Source organism: Niabella insulisoli (genome assembly GCF_039652435.2).
In the GTDB taxonomy this organism is placed as follows: domain Bacteria; phylum Bacteroidota; class Bacteroidia; order Chitinophagales; family Chitinophagaceae; genus Niabella; species Niabella insulamsoli.
The window spans coordinates 1,845,525-1,865,819 of sequence record NZ_CP190246.1; the positions used below are offsets into that span (position 1 = coordinate 1,845,525).

Genomic DNA, 20,295 nt, shown 5'->3' on the forward strand with positions numbered 1-20,295 from the left:
AATGAATACGTTGCCAATCATAGCGATTACGATGGGAGACCCCGCCAGCATCGGGCCTGAAATCGCTGTAAAAGCGCTTAAAGAAAAAAGGATATACGAAATTTGCAAACCGCTGATAGCGGGCGATGCAGATGTTTTTGAAAAAATTATTGCTGAAATAGGGTTGGATGTAAAAATCAACCGGATTCAAAAACCGGCCGATGCAACTTTCACGTATGGAACGATTGATGTGATCGATTTGCAGCATACCGATATTTCTAAACTGGAATATGGAAAAATAAACGCCATGTGTGGCGAAGCCAGCTTTCGCTCGGTAGAAAAAGTAATTCAGCTGGCGCTGGATGGCGCAGTCGACGCCACGGTCACCGGGCCGATCAATAAAAAGTCAATCAATGAAGCCGGACATCATTTTGCAGGCCACACAGAAATTTATGCACATTATACCGGCACGAAAAAATACGCGATGCTCTTGGTCGAAGAGCAGATCAATGTGATCCATGTAAGCACCCATGTTTCATTGCGGCAGGCCTGCGATCTGGTAAAGAAAGATCGCATACTTGAAGTTATTGAATTACTACACAAAGGCTTGACGAGATTGGGCAAAACGGATTTGAAGATCGGCGTAGCAGGTTTAAACCCTCACGCGGGCGATAGCGGTTTGTTTGGCACAGAAGACGATGAAGAAATTTTGCCAGCGGTGGAAGAAGCACGTAATCGCGGATTCGATGTTGAAGGGCCCGTTCCGCCGGATACTATGTTTGCCAAAGCCGCTATGGGCGCCTATGGCGGCGTCGTAGCCATGTATCATGACCAGGGGCATATCCCTTTTAAATTAGCCGGTTTCAAATGGGATGCGGCCAGGCAACAAATGGAAAGTGTCAAAGGCGTCAATATCACACTGGGGTTGCCGATCATCAGGACTTCTGTAGATCATGGAACTGCTTTTGAAATTGCGGGCAAAGGCGTAGCAAGTCCCGATGCCATGATATTGGCGATCGAAAGTGCGGTTCAATTAAGTCAAAATAAATAGCACCCTTGCTTCAGCCATAGATATGATTATTGTAATTGCAGATGATTTTACCGGGGCCGCCGAAATGGCGGGAATCAGCCTGGGCTATGGTTTGCAGGTTGCTTTATGTCTTAATAAACTGGTGGCTTCTGATGCAGACGTATTGATCCTTTCTGCCGAAACCCGTTCGATGCCAAAAGAACAGGCGGTGGCAACAATGAAAGAAATCACACTGGCGGCGCGCGCGCTCGGTCCGGCGTTTGTTTATAAAAAAATAGATTCTGTGCTGAGAGGCCATGTGGCTGCTGAAGTGGAGGCGCAGCTTGAGGTGCTGGGTTTAAAAAAGGCGTTGCTGTTGCCGGCGAACCCATCGATGGGGAGGACGATTGTAAACGGGCAGTATTTTGTCGACGGCATCGCTTTATCAAACACAGGGTTTGCGAAAGATCCTGAGTTTGCGATCCGTAGTTCGGAAGTCCGTGAAATTATTCAACGCCCGGAGGCGGCTGTTTTGCGTGCTGCTGATGATTTAAAGGATGGTCTAAATATTGGAGAAACAAATTCCTTCGGAGATGTGGAGCGTTGGGCGGCTAATATGCCTGATCGCTGCTTGCCTGCGGGTTCGGGAGATTTTTTTGAAGCGTTGCTCAACCAGCGGTTTAAGAAAAAACAGAATCAGGATAAACCGCGGTTACAAAAGCCGCATATTTATATTAGTGGAACGACTTATCAACAAAGCCGCGATCGCATGCAAAGGACTGTTGCGGGCGCTGCTGCTTTGATAACAGCAAATATGCTGCAGCGGGATGATTTCAGTAACTGGTTCGATCGTGCCTCAGGCATGCTCGAATCCCGACAGCGTTTGATTATTGCCTTCGACGATAACATAGATACAACCTTGTTTGATGCAGCTGCGCTGCGGCGGCTAATGGCTGGTTGGATGAAAAGGGCTCTTGAAAATTGGGCCGTAAAAGAACTTTTGATTGAAGGGGGCGCCACAGCTGCTGCTCTGTTTGAAGCATTGGGTCAAACCTGCTTCGAGGCAGTGTATGAATGGGGGCGCGGTGTGGTGCGCATGAAAGCCGGCGAGTTGATGGTTACCGTAAAGCCCGGTAGTTATCAGCTTCCGGATGCGCTAATGGAGTTTTATCAGTTGTAAGCGTTCTGTTCTTTAAGGGATTTTAAACGCCGCATGGCAGGATGCCACGAGCACTGCCGATGAACTGAGCGTAGCAATACCGGTGATTCATATTGATCGCTGGTTAAAAACAAAAATATATGAGCCGATTGCATTTTATTGATTTTGCCATTATTGCTTTGGTTTTGGGCGTTACCATTTTCCTGGGTTTCAGGTTTTCCAAAAAGCAAACTTCCACGCAAAACTTTTTTCTCTCGAAAGGAAATATTCCTTCATGGGCGCTGGGCCTGTCTTTGCTGGCCACGCTGATCAGCAGTGTTACCTTTTTGGGATATCCTGCGCAAGGCTATGCGAGCAATTGGATATTATTGGTGCAGGGGCTGATGGTGCCGGTGGTACTGCTGGGCTGCATTTGGTTTATCGTTCCGCTTTTCAGGAAATCGATAGGGTTGAGCACCTACGAGTATTTCGAGAAGCGATTCGGCAACTTCGCCCGTTATTATAGTTCGCTGTCTTTTGTCATTCGGCAGTTTGCCGGTATGGGAACGGTTTTGTTTCTTGTGGCCATTGCCATCCGGGAAATGGTCGATGTCAATCCGTTTGTTGTGTTGGCCGTGGTAGGTTTCATTTTGATCATTGTGAATCTAAAGGGCGGTATCCAGGCGGTCATCTGGCTGGATGTATTCCAGGGCTTCATGTTGTTCTTTAGCGGCATTGTTTGTTTAACCGTTATATTGTCTTCCATCAAGGGCGGCATTCCGGAAGCGATAAGGATTGCAACCGAAAATAACCGTACGGGATTTGGCCCTTACGATTTTGATTTTAAACAATTGACTTTAATTGTCATGGTGATCAACGGCGCTTTTTACGCGGTTCAAAAATATGCCACCGACCAAACGGTCGTGCAGCGTTATCTCACTGCCAAGTCGGATAAAGATGCCATCAAGGCGTCCTTTCTCGGTATCTCGCTCACGGTTCCTATCTGGACCATGTTTATGCTGATCGGTACGGCGCTGTTCGTGTATTATAAGCAGAACGGAGCGCCAGATGGCATGAAAGCAGAAGCTGCTTTTCCTCATTTTATCATGACGCAACTGCCGACAGGATTGATCGGTTTTATTATTGCGGCATTGCTCTCAGCGGCTATTTGCAGTCTGAGCGCTGATTTAAATTCCTTAGCAGCGGTAGGCGTTGAAGATTATTATAAAAAGATGGCGCCCGGCAAGTCCGACAAGCAGTATCTGGTGGCCAGCAAGTTGTTTGTGGTTATCTCGGGGTTGCTGGCCATTGGCATTGGCGCGCTTTATATTTTGTCAGGAGACGAAGGCGTGTTGGGAATTATTTTTACCGTGTATGCCATTTTTTCGGGCGGCATTGTAGGCGTGTTTCTCCTGGGTTTATTCAGTAAGCGCGCCAACAGGCAGGGCGTAAATATTGGCATTGTCGCCTGTATTCTATTTACATCTTATGCCTTTCTCACGTCAACGCCAATTGGCCTCAAAAATCCGCAGCTTTTGCTCGATTTGGGAACTTATAATTTTACACACGATAAATTGATGTTGGGCGTTTACAGCCATTTTGTGGTGATCATCGTCGGCTACCTGGCCAGCCTGTTTTTTCCCAAACCGGTTGTGGAGCCCAATTTATTATTCAGTAACTGGAAAAAGAACAGACATGTTGCATCTTAAAAAAATAGTGATGAATATAAGGCCGCTAAGGCGGATGTGTCTTTTGGCCTTTTGGCTGGTGGCAGCCATCAGCTCGGCGAAAGCACAAATGAACAGTGATAATGCCTACGCGCAGCCGCTCGATCAGGTGTTAAAAGACATTGAACAGCATTATGGCGTCACCATCCGCGCCGATAAAAAACTCGTTGAAGGAAAAGTGTTAAAATATGCAAAGTGGCGCTACCGGCCGGATGTAGATGAAACGCTCCGCAATGTGTTGGCCCCTTTCGATTTGAAAGTAAAGTCAGATGGAAATGAGAAAAAATATAAGGTCAGCGAATTTGAATATTATCGGTGGCCCGTGGCAGAGGGCTGGGCAGAGCTTGATCGTATCGCAGCTCAGTATAAAAACCTTTCCGAGTGGGAGGCCAGAAAAGAGATGCTGCGGCCTTGCATTATGAATGCTTTGCAGCTTTCGAAACTTCCGGCTTATCCTCTCAGCAAACCTATCATTACTAAAAAAAGAAAGCATGACGGCTACACCGTCGAAAATATTGCCATTGAAATTTTGAAGGGCGTTTGGGTAAATGGCTCCATTTACCGCCCGGCTAAGTTTAAAGGCAAAATTCCTGTGATTCTTAATCCGGACGGGCATTGGCAGGATCACCGTTTTCGGGAGGATTGTCAGATTCGTTGCGCGGCGTTAGCCAAAATGGGCGCGCTCACGATTAGTTATGATCTTTTTGGATGGGGCGAATCGGGGCTACAGTTTAAGTATGAGGACCATCGCAAGAGCTTGTCTCAGACCATCCAAACCCTGGGCGCCATCAGGATCCTGGATTACCTGCTTGCGTTGAACGAAGCCGACACAACGCGCGTGGGCATTACGGGAGGTTCGGGCGGTGGCAGCCACACGGTACTCATGACGGCGATCGACGATCGGATCAAGGTTTCTGCTCCTGTAGTTTCTGTTTCTTCTTACATGTATGGCGGCTGCCCCTGCGAAAGCGGTATGCCTGTTTTTTTGTGCGGCGGTGGCACAGACAACCTGGAACTGGCGGCGATGGCCGCGCCCAACCCGCAACTGTTAGTTTCGGACGGGGGAGATTGGACGGATCGGATGCCCGAGCATGATTTCCCCTACCTGCAAAAAATGTATAGCTGGTACGGCAAAAGAGGAAATGTTGAAAATGTGCATTTACCCGCTGAAAAGCACGATTTTGGAATCAATAAGAGGACGGCCGTTTATCGATTTATGGCCAAATATCTCAACCTTAATTTGGCTGCCATTGAAAAAAACGGGATGATTGATGAATCGTCAATCACGATTGAAAAGATGAGCGATATGTATGTTTTTGGGGATAAAGGAGAGCGGTTGCCGGCTCACGCCGTGAAAGGCTTTGAGCAGCTTGAAAAAGTATTCGCAGCAGCTATTCAATAAAAAAAATATAATTGAAAAGGATGATAAAAAAGACAGGTATTATTAGTTTGGTGGCTATGCTGCTATGTTTGACGGCTGCAGCGCAAAAGGAAAGATACAAGATTGGTTTGATTGATCTGATGCTGTTGAAAAGGCAAAAGCTGAGCGCCATTCCACTTGCAAAAGAACTTAACGCCGATGGGCTGGAAGTGGACATGGGCGGCCTCGGAAACCGCCCCACTTTTGATAATAAATTGCTGACGGACTCGATCAGGCAGCAGTATTTGGAAACGGCAAAGGAAAAAGGCATCGAGCTTTTTTCGCTGGCGATGACGGGGTATTATTCCCAATCTTTCTGCGGCAGGGAAACTTATTTGCGAACTGTTGAAGACTGTATTAAAACGATGCAACTCATGGGCATCAAAATCGCATTTTTACCCATGGGCATTGCATGTGATTTGACGCAAAATGGGTCGATACGCGATTCGGTCGTCAGTCGTTTGAAAGTAGCTGGTAAAATGGCTGAAGCAGCCGGAGTCGTAATTGCAATAGAAACCTCATTATCGGCAAAAGGGGAGAAACGCCTTTTAAAAGATATCCAATCGCCGGCGATCAAAATCTATTTTAATTTTTCCAATCCGTTAAAGGCCGGCCGTAATTTGTACAAAGAAATGAAAAGGCTGGGACGCGATAATATAGCGATGATACATGCCACCAACAAGGATAGCCTGTGGTTGGAAAACGATCCAGAGATCGATCTGTATAGAGTAAAAAAAATCCTCGACCGGATGAACTGGCGTGGCTGGCTGGTGGTAGAACGCAGCCGCGATGCAAAGCAGCCTACGAATGTGCGCTATAATTATGCCGCCAATGTCGCCTATCTGAAAAAGTTTTTTCAATAGCAGGCAGGGAGGCGGCAGACAGAACAGGACAAGAAAAAATGTTTTGTTTCGTAAACTTGCAGGTTTATATATAACTTACTTTTGCCTGAATACGATTTTATGAGTACGAATTTACTGCAATATAATACCAAGTATCCTTCTGTGGCTGATCTTAAACGGAAAGCCAAAAAGCGGATTCCGAAATTTGCTTTTGATTATCTTGAAGGCGGCTGTAACGATGAATTAAATGTGTGGCGCAATGAGGAGGATTTTAAGCATGTTTTCCTGATGCCCCAATATTTAAAAAAACATCACGGCGTGGATATGCGGGCTGAGCTTTTCGGGCATACTTATGATGCGCCTTTTGGTATTGCGCCGGTTGGATTGCAAGGGTTGATGTGGCCCAATGCCCCGGAAATATTGGCCAAAGCGGCCTTGAAACATAATATTCCTTATATCCTGAGCACGGTATCTACAAGCAGTATCGAACGTATTGCAGAGCTTACAGAAAGCAAATTTTGGTTCCAATTATATCATCCCACTGAAAACGACTTGCGCGACGACCTGCTGCGCAGGCTGGAAGCGGTGCAGTGTAATGTGTTAGTGGTGTTGATCGATGTTCCTTCTTTTGGCTTGCGTTATCGCGAAATAAAAGCCGGCCTTTCCATGCCGCCGAAACAAACGATCAACAATTTTATACAGGCGGCTACTTGCCCCGTTTGGGGTATCGAAACCTTGATGGCGGGCATTCCTTCTTTTGCCACGCTTAAACCTTATATGAAAAAAGGCATGGACATGAAGCAGCTGGGTAAGTTTATGAACGCTACTTTTACCGGCCGTGTGGACGCTGAAAAAGTGGCTGCGATCAGGGATAAGTGGAAAGGGAAGCTGGTGATCAAAGGTGTGGTAAGCGAGCAGGACGCGGAAATATGCGCCAATATTGGCGTTGACGGCATAATTGTGTCCAACCATGGTGGCAGGCAGATTGAAGCCGGCGAATCGACGATCAAACCTTTAAAAGGATTAGCCGATAAATTTAAAAGTAAATACAAAGTCATGATCGATAGCGGCCTGCGATCGGGCCCCGATATTGGCCGGGCCTTAGCCTGTGGCGCTGATTTTACGTTCATGGGCCGGCCCTTTATGTATGGTGTGGGCGCACTTGGAAAAAAAGGCGGCGACCATACGATCGCTATGTTTAAAGCCCAGCTCAAACAAGTGATGGAGCAGGTTTGCTGCGAAACGATCGATGACTTTCCGGCAACGCTTATTCAGTAGGGCCGTTGCGCCGGCTCTTTTCCTATCCGGTGTATAAGGACGCTGATAAAGCCTGCGTAGCCTGATTGCCTATTCCATCGCAGCGTTGAAAAAAAATCTTATGAATCGATCCGTTTATATCATAACACCCACTGCGCAAAGCGGCAAGTTGTTAATTAGCCTCGGTTTAATGCAGATGCTGCAAAGGACTACCACCAAAGTAGCCTACTTTAAACCGTTGATTGATACGCAGGAAACCAGGGATAATCATATCGACACCATTCTGACTCATTTCAAAATTAATATGGATTACGACGACGCCTATGCTTTTACCAGGGCTGAGTTAAGTGAAATGGAAAATCAGGGTAAAATCAACGAAGTGTATGAAACGATTATCAACAAGTATAAAAAGCTTGAGGAAAAATTTGATTTCGTATTAGTAGAAGGCAGCGATTTCCAGGAAGAGGGTTCTGTTTTTGAAGCAGATTTTAATGCGTCGGTAGCGCAGAGCCTGGCAATGCCCGTGTTGCTCGTAACCAAGGATAGTTTCAATAGCGTCAATAATCTGGTGCATAATGTTGTGGCGGAAGTGCATTCCTTTTTAGCAAAAGATCTGAATTTGATCGGCTTGTTTGTAAGCAGGTGCACCAAAGATGTGGAGGAGGTGAAGCAAAAAATAGACAAACACCTGCTGCGCAATGAGATTGTTGTTTCTGTAATCCCCAACGAAGAAGAGCTGACCAAACCTTCTATGCAGGAAATCGCGGATCATCTGAAAGCTCATGTGTTATTCGGCCGCGATAAACTGGAAAATGTTGCCAAGACTTCTATCATCGGTGGCATGCAATTAGGCAACTATTTGCCGCGCATGCAAAACGATTGTGTTTGTGTTATTCCAGGAGACCGTGGCGACCTGATCGTGGGTTCCATGTTGGCTAATATTTCACCACAGTATCCCAATGTAGCAGGCATTGTATTGTCGGGCGGTTTTTTGCCCGAACGTTCCATTGTCGATCTGATGGACGGAACACAAAAACCATTACCTGTGTTGGCCGTGCCTACCGGTACTTTTGAAACGGCTAATAAAGTGGCCAATATTAAACCCAGAATTTATCCTGCGAACCAGTATAAAATAAAATTATGTATCGATCTTTTTGAAGCCGTAGTTGACGCCGAAGCCTTGAGCCAAAAGATCAATTCCGTGCAAACGGAAAGCATCACACCACGGATGTTTCAATATAATATGCTGGTGGCTGCGAAGAAAATGCAGCGGCATATTGTTTTGCCCGAGGGCGGCGACGACCGCATACTTACGGCGGCTTCCTATCTGGCTAAAGACAAAATCGTTTATCTCACCTTGCTTGGAAACGCCGAGACCATAAAGGCAAAAGTGACGCAACTAGGCCTTTTTTGGGATGAAGAGCGGATCAAGATTATAGATCCGGAAAGCAGCGAGAAATATGAACCTTATTACCACACTTTGTATGAATTGAGAAAGGAGAAAGGGTTGGAGTTGGCGGCTGCCGCGGATTTGATGCTCGATGTTTCTTATTTCGGAACAATGATGGTATTTAAAGGCGAGGCCGACGGTATGGTTTCGGGAGCAGTGAATACCACTGCGCATACGATTAAGCCAGCATTGCAATTTGTTAAAACGAAACCTGGGTTCAATACCGTGTCGTCGATATTTTTCATGTTGCTTCATGATCGCGTGCTGGTGTATGGAGATTGTGCCATTGTTCCCAACCCGACGGCAGAGCAGTTGGCAGAAATTGCCATGTCTTCGGCCGATTCAGCAAAAGCTTTTGGAATTGAAGTGCCGAAAGTAGCGATGCTTTCTTATTCCTCCGGAAGCTCGGGCAGCGGCGCTGAAGTAGAGAAAGTGAGGGCCGCAACGAAAATTGTAAAAGCGGCAAGGCCAGACCTGCTGGTAGAAGGCCCGATACAATACGACGCCGCGGTAGATCCCAAAGTTGGGAAAAGTAAAATGCCTGATTCGCTGGTGGCAGGGCAGGCCAACGTGTTGATCTTCCCTGATCTGAATACCGGAAATAATACCTATAAAGCCGTGCAGCGGGAAACAGGCGCTTTGGCGGTGGGCCCCATGCTGCAGGGATTAAATAAGCCGATCAATGACCTGAGCCGGGGCGCTACTATTGAAGATATTTACAACACCGTCGTTATTACCGCCATCCAGGCCGGAAGCAATTGAGCGCCACGTATAGTTTGTAGTTTTAATCGTACCGCTTAACATTGCAACTATTTTAAGAAATTAAATCAAACCGCAATGGAAATACTAGTGATAAATGCAGGTAGTTCGTCTTTGAAATACCAGCTGATTCATATTGAAACTGGACAGGTTTTGGCGAAAGGCCTTGCTGAGAGAATTGGCATGCCTGGATCAAATATCGTGCATGAATGGACAAAAGGCGAGGAAGTTTTCAAAAAGAAGTTAGATGTGGCCCTTCAAAACCATACGGTTGCTTTTGATGTCATTGCCGGCTTGCTGATTGATGCGGAAACCGGCGTGATCCGCCAGCAGGAGGATATAAAGGCGGTTGGCCACCGTGTCGTTCATGGCGGCGAACACTATACGGAAACCCAGGTGGTGACGGATGAAGTTAAACAGGCCATCCGCGAGCTTGCTTCGTTGGCTCCCCTACATAATCCGGCAAATTTAATAGGTATTAATGCGGCTGAAAAAGCCTTTCCCAATGCCGTTCATGTCGCTGTTTTTGACACGGCCTTTCATCACACGATTCCGGAAAAGGCTTTCCGCTATGCGATACCGGAACGGTTTTACCAGCATGATCGCATTCGGGCTTACGGCTTTCACGGAACCAGCCATAAGTTTGTTTACGAGCAGGCCGTTAAACACCTTGAAGCGCCTGATTTAAAAGCTATAACCATTCACCTGGGCAACGGCGCCAGTATGACGGCGATTAATGAAAAGGGAGAAAGTATAGAAACCAGTATGGGTTTCGGTCCTTTGGCAGGGCTGATTATGGGAACCAGGAGCGGCGACATCGATCCATCTATTATTTTTCACATGGTAGAGGAAATGGATATGTCGCTGGACGACATTAAAGAAATTTTAAACAAACAAAGTGGCATGCTGGGTATCGCCGGAAGCAACGATGCACGCGATGTGATAAGGCTTTATCAGGAAGGCGACAAAAATGCCATTCTTTGTTATGAGATGTATGCGCATCGCATTAAAAAATATATCGGCGCTTATATGGCAGTGTTAAACGGCGTTGACGCGCTTATATTTACGGCGGGCATCGGCGAAAACAACGAATTGGCGCGTCGCTTATGCTGTGAAAATCTGTCGGGGCTTGGTATAGAACTGGACGTGCAGGCTAACGCAGCAAAAAACCACCCCTCGCAGGTTGTGGAAGTTAATACCGCTGCCAGTAAGGTTAAAATACTCGTGGTGCCAACCAACGAGGAGCTCGAAATTGCGCAGCAAACCTATGCGCTGGTAAAATAATCTGTCTGTTTTTTTGTTTTGACAACTGTTGAAAAATAATTTCTTTTACTGTTGACATACTGTTGTCACAGAGCCGTTGCAGCTTTGTTGTATTCAATCATTTAAAACAAATTTTATGAGTACAACAGCCACTATTGAGCGCCCCCTGATTTCAACCGAAGAATTGTTAAAGAACTGGCAGGGCCATCGCAACCTTACCCGAAAAGTGATCGAGGTATTTCCTGAAAAAGATCTCTTTAATTTTTCCGTTGGCGGCATGCGCCCTTTTGCGGAGCTTTGCAAGGAAATGATTACGGTTTCAGGCGGCGGTTTAAAGCAAATTGTGACAGGCAATATCGAAGCCTTTGAAGACGCTATGCCGGAAATCAAAGAAAAAGCCGATTTACTACAGGCATGGGATGAGGCGTCCAACCAGATTGACATCTACTTTCCTCAAATAAGCGCCGCGAAATTTCATGAAGAAATTAATCTTTTTGGCGCCTATAAGTTTCCGGCAATCGAAAATATCCAATACTTTATCGATAATGAGATTCATCATCGTGCACAGGGATATGTTTATTTAAGAGCTTTGGGGATTGAGCCGCCTTTTTTCTGGGACAGGGGTTAAGCCTGTTGGCGTTTTCATGCGATTGCCGATTTCACCGAGAAGCTCGGCCAGTCTTAGCCTTGCGCTTTCTGGCTCGATAATGTCGGATTTATCTGCCAGCATAATAAACCATCGAATAAAATACTCGTAGTCCTCGCAGTATCTGAAAACCATTTCTGTTTGATCGCCCACTATTTTTTCCGAGACAAAGCCGTAGAGCATACGGCTTTGTTTTATATATTTTACATAAGCCGAGTCCATGCTGATTTTAATAGTTTTAAAATCCCTTTCTTCAGGTTTTTGCAGGTAAAAAGAAAGTTCTTTATGCTGAAGCGCGAAGGAGCTTTCTAAAGCCGTTATTTGGAGGATCCGATCGGATCTGAAATTGCGATGGTCTTTACGCAGATGACAATACGCTACCAAATACCAATATTCTTTTTCATGGTACAGCCCGATGGGCTCGATGACCCGCTTCACCGGTTCATGTGCATCGAACGAATGATACAGCATTTGTACCTGCTTCTTGTTGACGATTCCATTCATTAATATTTCCAACGCATTTGGCACGTCTTTATTGAACAGATTGCTTTTAGGCTGCACCAGTATTCGTTCATCCAAAGCATCGATCCAATCTTTGTCTGCCCATCTTAAAACAGATTTTATCTTAAATATGGCCGATTGAAAAGAGCTGCCTACCGACTTGTCGCTAAAATGCTGCATCAGTTTTTCCGCAGCGATAAAGCTCGCCGCTTCTTCTTTCGTAAACATCACTGGTGGTAGCTTGTAGCCCTCCACAATGGAGTAGCCCACGCCGGCTTCTGAACTGATGGGGACGCCTGAGTTTTCAAGTGTTTTAATGTCTCTGTAAATAGTGCGCAGGCTTACTTTAAAGCGTTCGGCAAGGTCCTGTGCTTTTACAATTCTTTTCGACTGTAGCTGGATCAATATGGCAACTACCCGGTCAAATTTTTTGGGGCTGTCATCTATGGTATCTGGTGCGGGCATCTTGTTTTTTTGTAAGCGCAATTTAGAACGCCCGGCTGAACAATACAAATCCCGGCAAATAAAAAGCCGCAATAATCATGTATTGCGGCTTTTAAAACTTAGAGAAGGATTGTCTTTATATGGTTTTTGGTGTGTAGATTTTTACAACGCCATCTTCCTCACTACTTACGATCAACAGCGATTTCTTTGTTGGGCTTGCCTTGGCAGGAATAAATAATACGCCTTCCGGGGCATCTCCGGTGGCCACAATTTGCAAAAAGCGGGGTTGCGTTGGATCGGTAATGTCGTACATCGCAACTGCGTCTGCTCTTTCCATGCCGATAAAAGCTACATAGGTGTTGCCGACCTTACCGGTCGTGATGCCTTCTGGTTCAACGGATTTGTCGTCGCTGCGTCCATCGTCATATAACTGTGCCTCATGCGCTTTTCTGTCCAGCTCATTTTTGCTATCAAATACCTGCGTACCATTCAGTCCGTTCCAAACACTAAAGGATCGGGCTCCGAATGAATACAGTTCGTCGTAATCTCCGTCGCCATCGTTGTCGCCCAGCGTGGTTGTGATATTTAATCGGCCCAAAGCGCTGTTCTTTTTGAGATCAGTCGCATTAGGAAAGGCGGCCGCGTCTAAGACGATATCTTTATTTCCGATGCGTTGCGCTTCCTCATAAGTTTCATATTCCCGTGCGTCGCCTTCATTAGCTGTGAATAAATAGGGAATTCCCTGATGTTCTGTAATGGCGATGGCATCAGGCATATACACTCCTTTAACATTCCAGGTCGCCGCTACATACTGGTCATCATCATTGGTCGGATCGATTTCATGGCCGGGAAACGCATAATTTTTAAAACCGAGGGGGAAAATATCAGTGATGGCTTTGCCGGTAATATCAATTTTGGCGATGGCATTATTCTCCTGCAGGGTGACCCAGGCCGTTTTCGAATCCGAGGCAACGGTAATATATTCAGGTTCAATATTAGCTGCAAAATCAGGCGTCGCGGAAGGGCCGAAAACCCTGAACCCTTTTGCTTTTAAAGCAGCAGCCTGGCTGGCAAACGCATCAAAGAAAAGTGTTTGGACATTATAATTGTTCGCGAGGTCGATGATGGAGATACTGCCTTTAGGATCAATGGAATAGTCAGCATTCGGTTCTCCTTCGTTGGCAGTCAGAATAAATTTTCCATCGGGGGAGAACGTTACCATATCTGGTAATGCGCCTACGGTAACGGCTTTTATTTCCGTGTAGTCCGTGGTTTTTAAAATCGCTACGGTACCGTTGTTGGTTTTTGGAACAGATTGTATGGCTGCAGCTAATTTCCCTTCGTGAACGCTTAAACTATTCACCGCACCACCGTAGGGAGCCATGCTGATGGAAGTAATAAGGACAGGGGTTTCGGGTTTTTTGAGGTCAATAACATCGATTTTGTTGACATCGCCATCGTCAGCAACTGCATTGTTAACCACAAAAAGTTTTTGGGTACTGCTGTCATAGGCCGCAATTTCAGCTGCCCCGGTTTCACCGATATCGATCTGGCCGATTTCGGAGAAGCTGGCGGGGTCTTCATTGATAAAATATTCTTCTTCAGGAATGACGGGCGTTTCGGTTTTTTTACAGGCGGCAATCGCAATCAGCGCTGCCATCAGTAGTTTTGTAGTATGCTTCATAATTGGTTTTTAGTAAAACGCGAAAGTAGCGGTGCAGTGTAAAGAAATTATGATCCCTGTTTTAAGGAATTGTTAGCAACCTTTTAAGCAAAGGGCGAAACGGCGTAAAATGGTTTGGCTGCTATATTATCTGTTTTTTCTAAAACTATCCAGGCCCTGGTTTACTACTTCGAGAGCTTTACCGCGCAAAGCCGGGTCGCCCTGGTCGGCTGCGGTTAATATTGCCTTGCATTCAGTTAAAAAGCGTTTGCCGAAGCCGCGGTCGTATTGCAGAATTTCCGCGCTGTTGTCCAATATATCGGCATATTTGATAGTTTGTGCGTCGCTGCCCGTTTTTTCGATACGGCGCAGTTCTAAGGCTTTTCTTTTATCCCTGTTCAATTGCGGATAATTCTTTTTAACATAAACATCGGTCAACGCAACTACTAGCGATACTGTTCGGCTGGCCTGTTGAGGGTTCATTATTCCGTTGAGGAACTGTTGCATCGTAGCTTTATCGATCGGTGTATCTTCCAGCACATCGTGTAAAAGAGCGGCGGCCAGCACTTCAACATGATCGGTGTACTGTGAGCAGATCTTCATTACTCTAACGGGATGCACAATATATCTGTCAGGCGTATATTTCCTGGTCTGGTCACCGTGGGCTTCATCTGCGAAAGCTTCCACCCGTTCCAAAATTTTTGCTGTATGTTCCATTAAAACAAACGACGCAAAATTTGCACCAACAAATCACCGGGCCAACTACACCGGACGGTGAAAACTTTTTAGATAAAATAGGCAATAGGCTGCCGCTTTTTGGATTGCCCCGCTGTGCGGATAGGAAAAAAATCCATCATATCAAGCAAAACCACCATGACGTTGAAAAACGCCTTTGGTAAATTTACACCAGTTTTTATCATAATCATTGCCAGTGAAACGATTGTCGCCGCTTCTAATTTTACTGTTGGGTATATGCTTTTTTACTGACTTGAACAGCCAGGTGTATGTGGCCGTCAACGGAAACGACCTTGATCCAGGCACCGAGCAGCTTCCTAAATCTACTTTGAACGCCGCCATTCGACAGGTGCGCGAAATGCGGCGCCTGCACGACAAGGCTACCGCCCGTCCCATTCATATTATCATTAAAAAAGGCTTTTACAATTTATCAGAACCGGTAAGGATTAAGCCTGAAGACGCGGGCACACTTGAAAGCCCGACTATAATTGAGGCTAACGATGGCGATAAAGTTATTTTAAGCGGCGGTGTAAAAATCACCGGTTGGAAAAAATTTGATGCAAATGATGACAGGTTCCCAGCTGGTACCCGGGAGAATCTTTGGGTGGCTGATATTCCATCCGACTTTAAGGGGTTGCCTTTATTCCGGCAATTATGGATCAATGATGCGAAGGCGGTAAGGGCGCGATGGCCTAACGAAGACAGGATGGAGAGAATTTTAAGTTGGAACAAAAAGGAGGAGACTACACAAATTCCCGCACCGCCTTTTGCTATTAAAAATGTACGGGGCATGGAGATGTTGATTCACCAATGGTGGGAAATCGCCATGCTGCGCATTAGCCGGATGGACATAAACGGCGACAGCGCCCGGTTGTTCTTTCGTCAGCCGGAAAGCCGTATTCAGAGCGAACATCCCTGGCCGGCTCCCTGGATTTCAAAGGAAGCCGGCAATTCAGCCTTCTTTCTTTCGAACGCTCCCGAGTTTTTGGATGAGCCTGGCGAATGGTATGCCGATCCTGCGCATGGAAAAATTTATTACTGGCCGCGCAAAAATGAAGATCTTCACAAAGCCTCGGCCATCGCGCCTTTGCTTGAAAATTTAGTAACCATTGAAGGCAGCATCGATCATCCTGTTCAGCAAATTCATTTCAGGAAAATCAACTTTCAGCATACGGGCTGGTGCCGGCCTTCCTTGCAGGGCCACGTGCCTCATCAGGCAGGAATGCCGATGACTGATGCGTACAAATTAAGGCCTGCCGGAACCAAAGAGAAGGCTGGTCTGGAAAACCAGGCGTGGATCACAAGGCCCGAAGCGGCGGTGAAAGTTGCTTTCGCAAAAAATATTGCTTTTGAAGGTTGCCATTTTCAGCATTTGGCGTCTACCGGTCTTGATTATAATGAAGGCGTAAAAAGCAGCGAGGTTATCGGCAACCTGTTTAAGGATATCGGCGGCACGGCCATTCTGGCGGGCGTTTTTGCCGATGCAGCTACTGAAATTCATCTCCCTTATAATCCTTCAGATGAACGCGTGGTGGTAGATTCGGTTACGATCAGTAATAATTTTATCACCGATGCCACAAACGAGGATTGGGGAAGCGTTGGCGTCGGGCTGGGTTATGTGCGCAATACCACAGCGCGCCACAATGAGATTGAAAACGTAAATTATTCTGGCATCAGTATGGGATGGGGATGGAGCCCACATCCTAATGTTATGAGGAACAACAAAATTATCGCCAATAAAATCCATCACTTTGGAAAGCAAAACTATGACTGCGCCGGTGTCTACACTTTAAGCGCGCAGCCTGGTTCGGTCATCAGTAACAATTATATCGATAGCATTTACCGCGCGCCTTATGCACATTTGCCTTCCCACTGGTTTTATTTGTACACCGACGAGGGGTCTTCTTATATAACCATCAAAGACAATTGGACCGCTTCGCAAAAATATTTACAAAACAATAATGGCCTTGGCAACTTGTGGGAAAACAACGGACCGCAAGTAAGCGAGGAAATTAAACGCAATGCGGGCCTGGAAGCGCCGTACCGTGGCCTTTTAAAAGAAGCCACCTATAAAATGGTGGATTTACCCATCAATGCAGAGCGTGAAGAACTGGTTGAGATAGTAACCGGGAAGCGGGGTTTAGACCTCGCCGCGCTGCAGGTCTTTTTAAAGAAAAATGCCGTTAATCCCAATAGTATCTACAGGTGGAAAAACCATTATGTGATTTTTGAGAAAATACAGGACCTGTCCGTGTTTCAGGGCAAATTGAAAAAGGAATTTCCTGATGTGGAAGTGCGGCCTTATTATGATTTGTTTTATCAATTTGACAGGAGCCGCTGTAACCCTGCTACGGCAAGCAAAGAGCAGGATCATATTGTGCTGACGGCGAACCTGGTGGATGACCCGAAAAAACAAAAAGAATATTTCGACTATCATGCCACCCAATTCGAAAAATGGCCGGAGCTCTCTAAAGGCTTCTGCAAAGCAGACTTTCAACGATTGATCATGTTTAGGAACGGACGGCAACTGATGCTGGTAATCAGCATTCCCAAAGGTAAAACCCTGGCCGAACTCGATCCGAAAACTACCGAAGGGAATCCGCGCGTAGTGGAGTGGAATAAAATTATGGCCCAATACCAGGAAGGAATAAAAGGAACAAAGCCCGGCGAGGTTTGGGTGTTTTTAGAAAAGGTGGGGAAGTGAGAAGTGAATAGTGAATGCTGATGTGTTTGGAAATTGATAAAATGGTAAAATAAATCATGAGATTTAAAGACAAACATAACGACGGTGAAGTACCGGTTTTGGGAATTCTCGGGTTAGGAGAAGGGCGCAGCCTGATTAGCGCAGCTTTGGAAAGCAGCAAGCTAGCGTTGAAAACAATTTGTGATATAAGTGAAGACGCTTGCCGGCAACGTTGCGTGGAGTTTGGTTTTGATCATTATACAACTGACTACCAGCAGATGTTAAACGACGAGGATATCGATATTATCGCTATTTATACGCCCGATCATTTGCACGCGCAACATGTGACGATGGCATTGCAACATGGTAAGCATGTCGTTTGTACCAAGCCTTTTATCGATGATTTGAAAGATGCAAAAGCCTTGCTCGAATTGCAGCAGCAAACAGGTAAAAAAGTTTTTGTGGGACAGAGTTCCCGCTTTTTCGAGCCGGCCAAAAAACAGCGCGAAGATTTTGAAGCTGGTGAAATAGGCGAGCTGATTACTATAGAGAGCCATTATAATGCCGACCACCGTTGGTTCCTGGAAAAGAAATGGGCATTGGAAGAGCGTTTTAAATGGTTGTATGGCGGCCTTAGTCATCCTGTAGATTTTATAAGATGGTATCTACCCAATGTGGAAGAAGTGATGGGCTATGGCATGATCAGCGCTAACGGTAAAAAGGCTGGGCTAAAGAACGAAGACACCATGCATTTTATTTTTAAAGCGACCGATGGCCGGATTGCACGTGTCAGCGGCGTGTACACGTCGCCGATTCAACCGGCCAGCCGCGAAAGTGGCATGAGCACTGTGTTGCGCGGAACGGAAGGCGCCAGCCAGGCTGACTATCATGAACTCCGCTACGCCATCACCAGTAGAGACGGAACCGAAAAAATTGTCACCTGGGGCGACAGCACTTTAAAGTATTATTTCAGGTTCGAAGGGCAGAGCCACCACGCCGGTGAGTATCAAAATTATCTCGAATATTTTGCTGATTCCATTCAAAAGGGATTCACGGCCTATCCGGATATGTTGGAAGGTATTGGAACGGTGGCGCTCTTGCAGGCGATGGATGAAAGCCTGAAAACGGGCCAGCCGGTGAAAGTAGCCGAACTGTTAAACCGCTACGGATTAGATTCTATAAACCACAAATTGTAAACCAACGTGAATAATATTCTGCAAAAGCTCGAAACGATCGACTATATAATCGTTGCCGTTTACCTTTTGGTGCTCTTATACATTGGCTATAAAGCCAGTTTTGGAGCGAGAAAAAAAGAAGAAACACTTTTTCTTGCTGGTAAATCGCTCAACTGGTATAGCATCGGTTTTAATATGTGGGGTACCAATGTGGGGCCTTCCATGCTTTTGGCTTTCGCCAGTATTGGTTATTCCACCGGCATTGTAGCTGGCAATTTCGAGTGGTATGCTTTCGTGTTTCTTTTTTTACTGGCCATGGTGTTTGCACCGCGTTATTTGGCCAGCAAAGCTACGACGATGCCCGAGTTTATGGGCCAGCGTTATGGTGATGGCACGCGCAACATACTCGCGTGGTACGCCCTGATCAAAATATTAATCTCCTGGTTATCGCTTGGCTTATTTGCCGGCGGCTTTTTGGTTAGACAAATTTTGGGCATCCCGATGTGGCAATCGGTGATTGTTTTGGTTTTATTTGCAGGCTTGTTTGCATTTGCCGGCGGACTGAAGGCGATCGCGCGAGTGAATGTTTTTCAGATGATCCTCCTCATTGTGGTGTCCTTCACGCTTTGCATTTTAGGTTTGAACAAGGTAGGCGGGTTCAGCGCTTTGTATCATAATACGCCGCGCGAATATTGGAGTCTGGTGAGGCCTGCGTCCGACCCCAGCTATCCCTGGCCTGCCATTTTACTGGGCTATCCGGTTTCAGCCATTGCTTTTTTCTGCACCGATCAAGCGATGGTGCAATCCGTCCTCGGAGCCAGAAACCTTGAACAGGGGCAGCTTGGTGTAAGCTTTATCGGTTGGTTAAAAATCTTATCGCTGCCGCTTTTTATTATTCCGGGCATCATCTGCTTCAGGCTTTTTCCCCACCTCAATTCACCGGATGAGGCTTATATGACGCTGGTGACTAATTTGTTTCCGGCCGGGCTGAACGGCCTCGTAATCGTGGTGCTGATCGCAGTGTTGGTAGGAACGATCGGGTCTTCGCTGAACGCGTTAAGCACCGTTTTTACCACCGATATCTATGTGAAGAAACTAAATCCTACAGCAACTAATAAACAGGTGATTCGCATGGGCCGGATGACGGTTATCGCTGGCTGTTTTTTTGCGATATTGATGGCGCTGGCGATCGATAGTATTAAAGGCCTTAACCTGTTTGATGTATTTCAGGCCATTCTTGGTTTCATTGCGCCTTCGCTTGCGGTGGTATTTTTACTGGCGGTGTTCTGGAAACGGACGACCAAACGCGCTGTGAATTTTACGTTGTCCTGGGGTTCGATAATCAGCCTCTTTGTGGGCGTGCTTTATTTATGGGTATTTCCTTCAAAGGAATATAATTTTTGGCCCCACTACCTTTTATTGTCATTTTATGTTTTTGCATTGCTGATGTTGCTGGCTATGCTTATTTCGGTGGCAGATAAAAATGGTGTTCGCGGTGCGGGTATCAGTAGTCGCGCTCTGCCACGCCCGACAAAAACAGTGCAAATTGTTTGGGGCGCGCTTATCGTTATTATGATTACACTTTATATCATCTTTCATTAATT

The 20,295-nt window shown here is 46.1% G+C and carries 15 protein-coding genes; 12 read left to right on the forward strand and 3 right to left on the reverse strand.

The genetic code is table 11. The features are described 5' to 3' along the window. Window position 1: 1 nt before the first annotated feature. The 9 genes from pdxA to ABDK00_RS07945 all read left to right on the forward strand — a co-directional run bounded on the left by pdxA (window position 2) and on the right by ABDK00_RS07945 (window position 11,472). Window positions 2-1,030: a 4-hydroxythreonine-4-phosphate dehydrogenase PdxA gene (gene pdxA / locus ABDK00_RS07905; protein ID WP_346238593.1), complete on the forward strand. Its 1,029-nt coding sequence runs from the start codon at window positions 2-4 to the stop codon at window positions 1,028-1,030. 22 nt (window positions 1,031-1,052) lie between these two features. Beyond that, window positions 1,053-2,168: a four-carbon acid sugar kinase family protein gene (locus ABDK00_RS07910; RefSeq protein ID WP_346238592.1), complete on the forward strand. Its 1,116-nt coding sequence runs from the start codon at window positions 1,053-1,055 to the stop codon at window positions 2,166-2,168. 119 nt (window positions 2,169-2,287) lie between these two features. Beyond that, entirely contained in the window at window positions 2,288-3,835 is a 1,548-nt protein-coding gene (locus ABDK00_RS07915) for a sodium:solute symporter (RefSeq protein WP_346238591.1), read from the forward strand. Then, entirely contained in the window at window positions 3,822-5,255 is a 1,434-nt protein-coding gene (locus tag ABDK00_RS07920) for an alpha/beta hydrolase family protein (protein ID WP_346238590.1), read from the forward strand. The genes ABDK00_RS07915 and ABDK00_RS07920 overlap by 14 nt, the downstream gene beginning before the upstream one ends. 20 nt (window positions 5,256-5,275) lie before the next feature. Further along, window positions 5,276-6,136 carry a sugar phosphate isomerase/epimerase family protein gene (locus tag ABDK00_RS07925; RefSeq protein WP_346238589.1) on the forward strand — a complete coding sequence of 287 codons (861 nt, stop codon included), beginning with the start codon at window positions 5,276-5,278 and terminating at the stop codon, window positions 6,134-6,136. A 99-nt stretch (window positions 6,137-6,235) separates the two neighbouring features. Continuing rightward, window positions 6,236-7,393 carry an alpha-hydroxy acid oxidase gene (locus ABDK00_RS07930; RefSeq protein WP_346238588.1) on the forward strand — a complete coding sequence of 386 codons (1,158 nt, stop codon included), beginning with the start codon at window positions 6,236-6,238 and terminating at the stop codon, window positions 7,391-7,393. Window positions 7,394-7,493: 100 nt separating this feature from the next. Next, window positions 7,494-9,584: a phosphate acetyltransferase gene (pta, locus tag ABDK00_RS07935; protein ID WP_346238587.1), complete on the forward strand. Its 2,091-nt coding sequence runs from the start codon at window positions 7,494-7,496 to the stop codon at window positions 9,582-9,584. A gap of 75 nt (window positions 9,585-9,659) precedes the next feature. Then, entirely contained in the window at window positions 9,660-10,865 is a 1,206-nt protein-coding gene (locus ABDK00_RS07940) for an acetate kinase (protein ID WP_346238586.1), read from the forward strand. Between the two features lie 115 nt (window positions 10,866-10,980). Next, window positions 10,981-11,472, forward strand: a complete 492-nt coding sequence (locus ABDK00_RS07945) for a DinB family protein (protein WP_346238585.1) — start codon at window positions 10,981-10,983, stop codon at window positions 11,470-11,472. Here ABDK00_RS07945 and ABDK00_RS07950 read toward each other — a convergent pair. From ABDK00_RS07950 to ABDK00_RS07960, 3 genes are all read right to left on the reverse strand, one after another. Next, window positions 11,425-12,456 carry a YafY family protein gene (locus ABDK00_RS07950; protein ID WP_346238584.1) on the reverse strand — a complete coding sequence of 344 codons (1,032 nt, stop codon included), beginning with the start codon at window positions 12,454-12,456 and terminating at the stop codon, window positions 11,425-11,427. The genes ABDK00_RS07945 and ABDK00_RS07950 overlap by 48 nt on opposite strands. Before the next feature lie 115 nt (window positions 12,457-12,571). Beyond that, complete coding sequence (locus tag ABDK00_RS07955; protein WP_346238583.1) at window positions 12,572-14,119, reverse strand: choice-of-anchor I family protein; 1,548 nt, start codon at window positions 14,117-14,119, stop codon at window positions 12,572-12,574. 126 nt (window positions 14,120-14,245) lie between these two features. Beyond that, window positions 14,246-14,785: an HD domain-containing protein gene (locus ABDK00_RS07960; protein ID WP_346238582.1), complete on the reverse strand. Its 540-nt coding sequence runs from the start codon at window positions 14,783-14,785 to the stop codon at window positions 14,246-14,248. Between the two features lie 244 nt (window positions 14,786-15,029). On the opposite strand from ABDK00_RS07960, the gene ABDK00_RS07965 reads away from it, so the two are divergent. From ABDK00_RS07965 to ABDK00_RS07975, 3 genes are read left to right on the forward strand one after another with little or no spacing between them, the layout of a single operon-like run. Continuing rightward, window positions 15,030-17,537 carry an L-rhamnose mutarotase gene (locus ABDK00_RS07965; RefSeq protein ID WP_346238581.1) on the forward strand — a complete coding sequence of 836 codons (2,508 nt, stop codon included), beginning with the start codon at window positions 15,030-15,032 and terminating at the stop codon, window positions 17,535-17,537. A 56-nt stretch (window positions 17,538-17,593) separates the two neighbouring features. Beyond that, the gene (locus tag ABDK00_RS07970; RefSeq protein WP_346238580.1) at window positions 17,594-18,712 is read left to right on the forward strand and encodes a Gfo/Idh/MocA family oxidoreductase; all 1,119 of its coding nucleotides are present in this window, start codon (window positions 17,594-17,596) and stop codon (window positions 18,710-18,712) included. Between the two features lie 6 nt (window positions 18,713-18,718). Further along, window positions 18,719-20,293 (forward strand): sodium:solute symporter family transporter, encoded by a 1,575-nt coding sequence (locus tag ABDK00_RS07975; protein WP_346238579.1) that lies wholly within the window; start codon window positions 18,719-18,721, stop codon window positions 20,291-20,293. The last annotated feature ends 2 nt before the right edge of the window (window positions 20,294-20,295 follow it).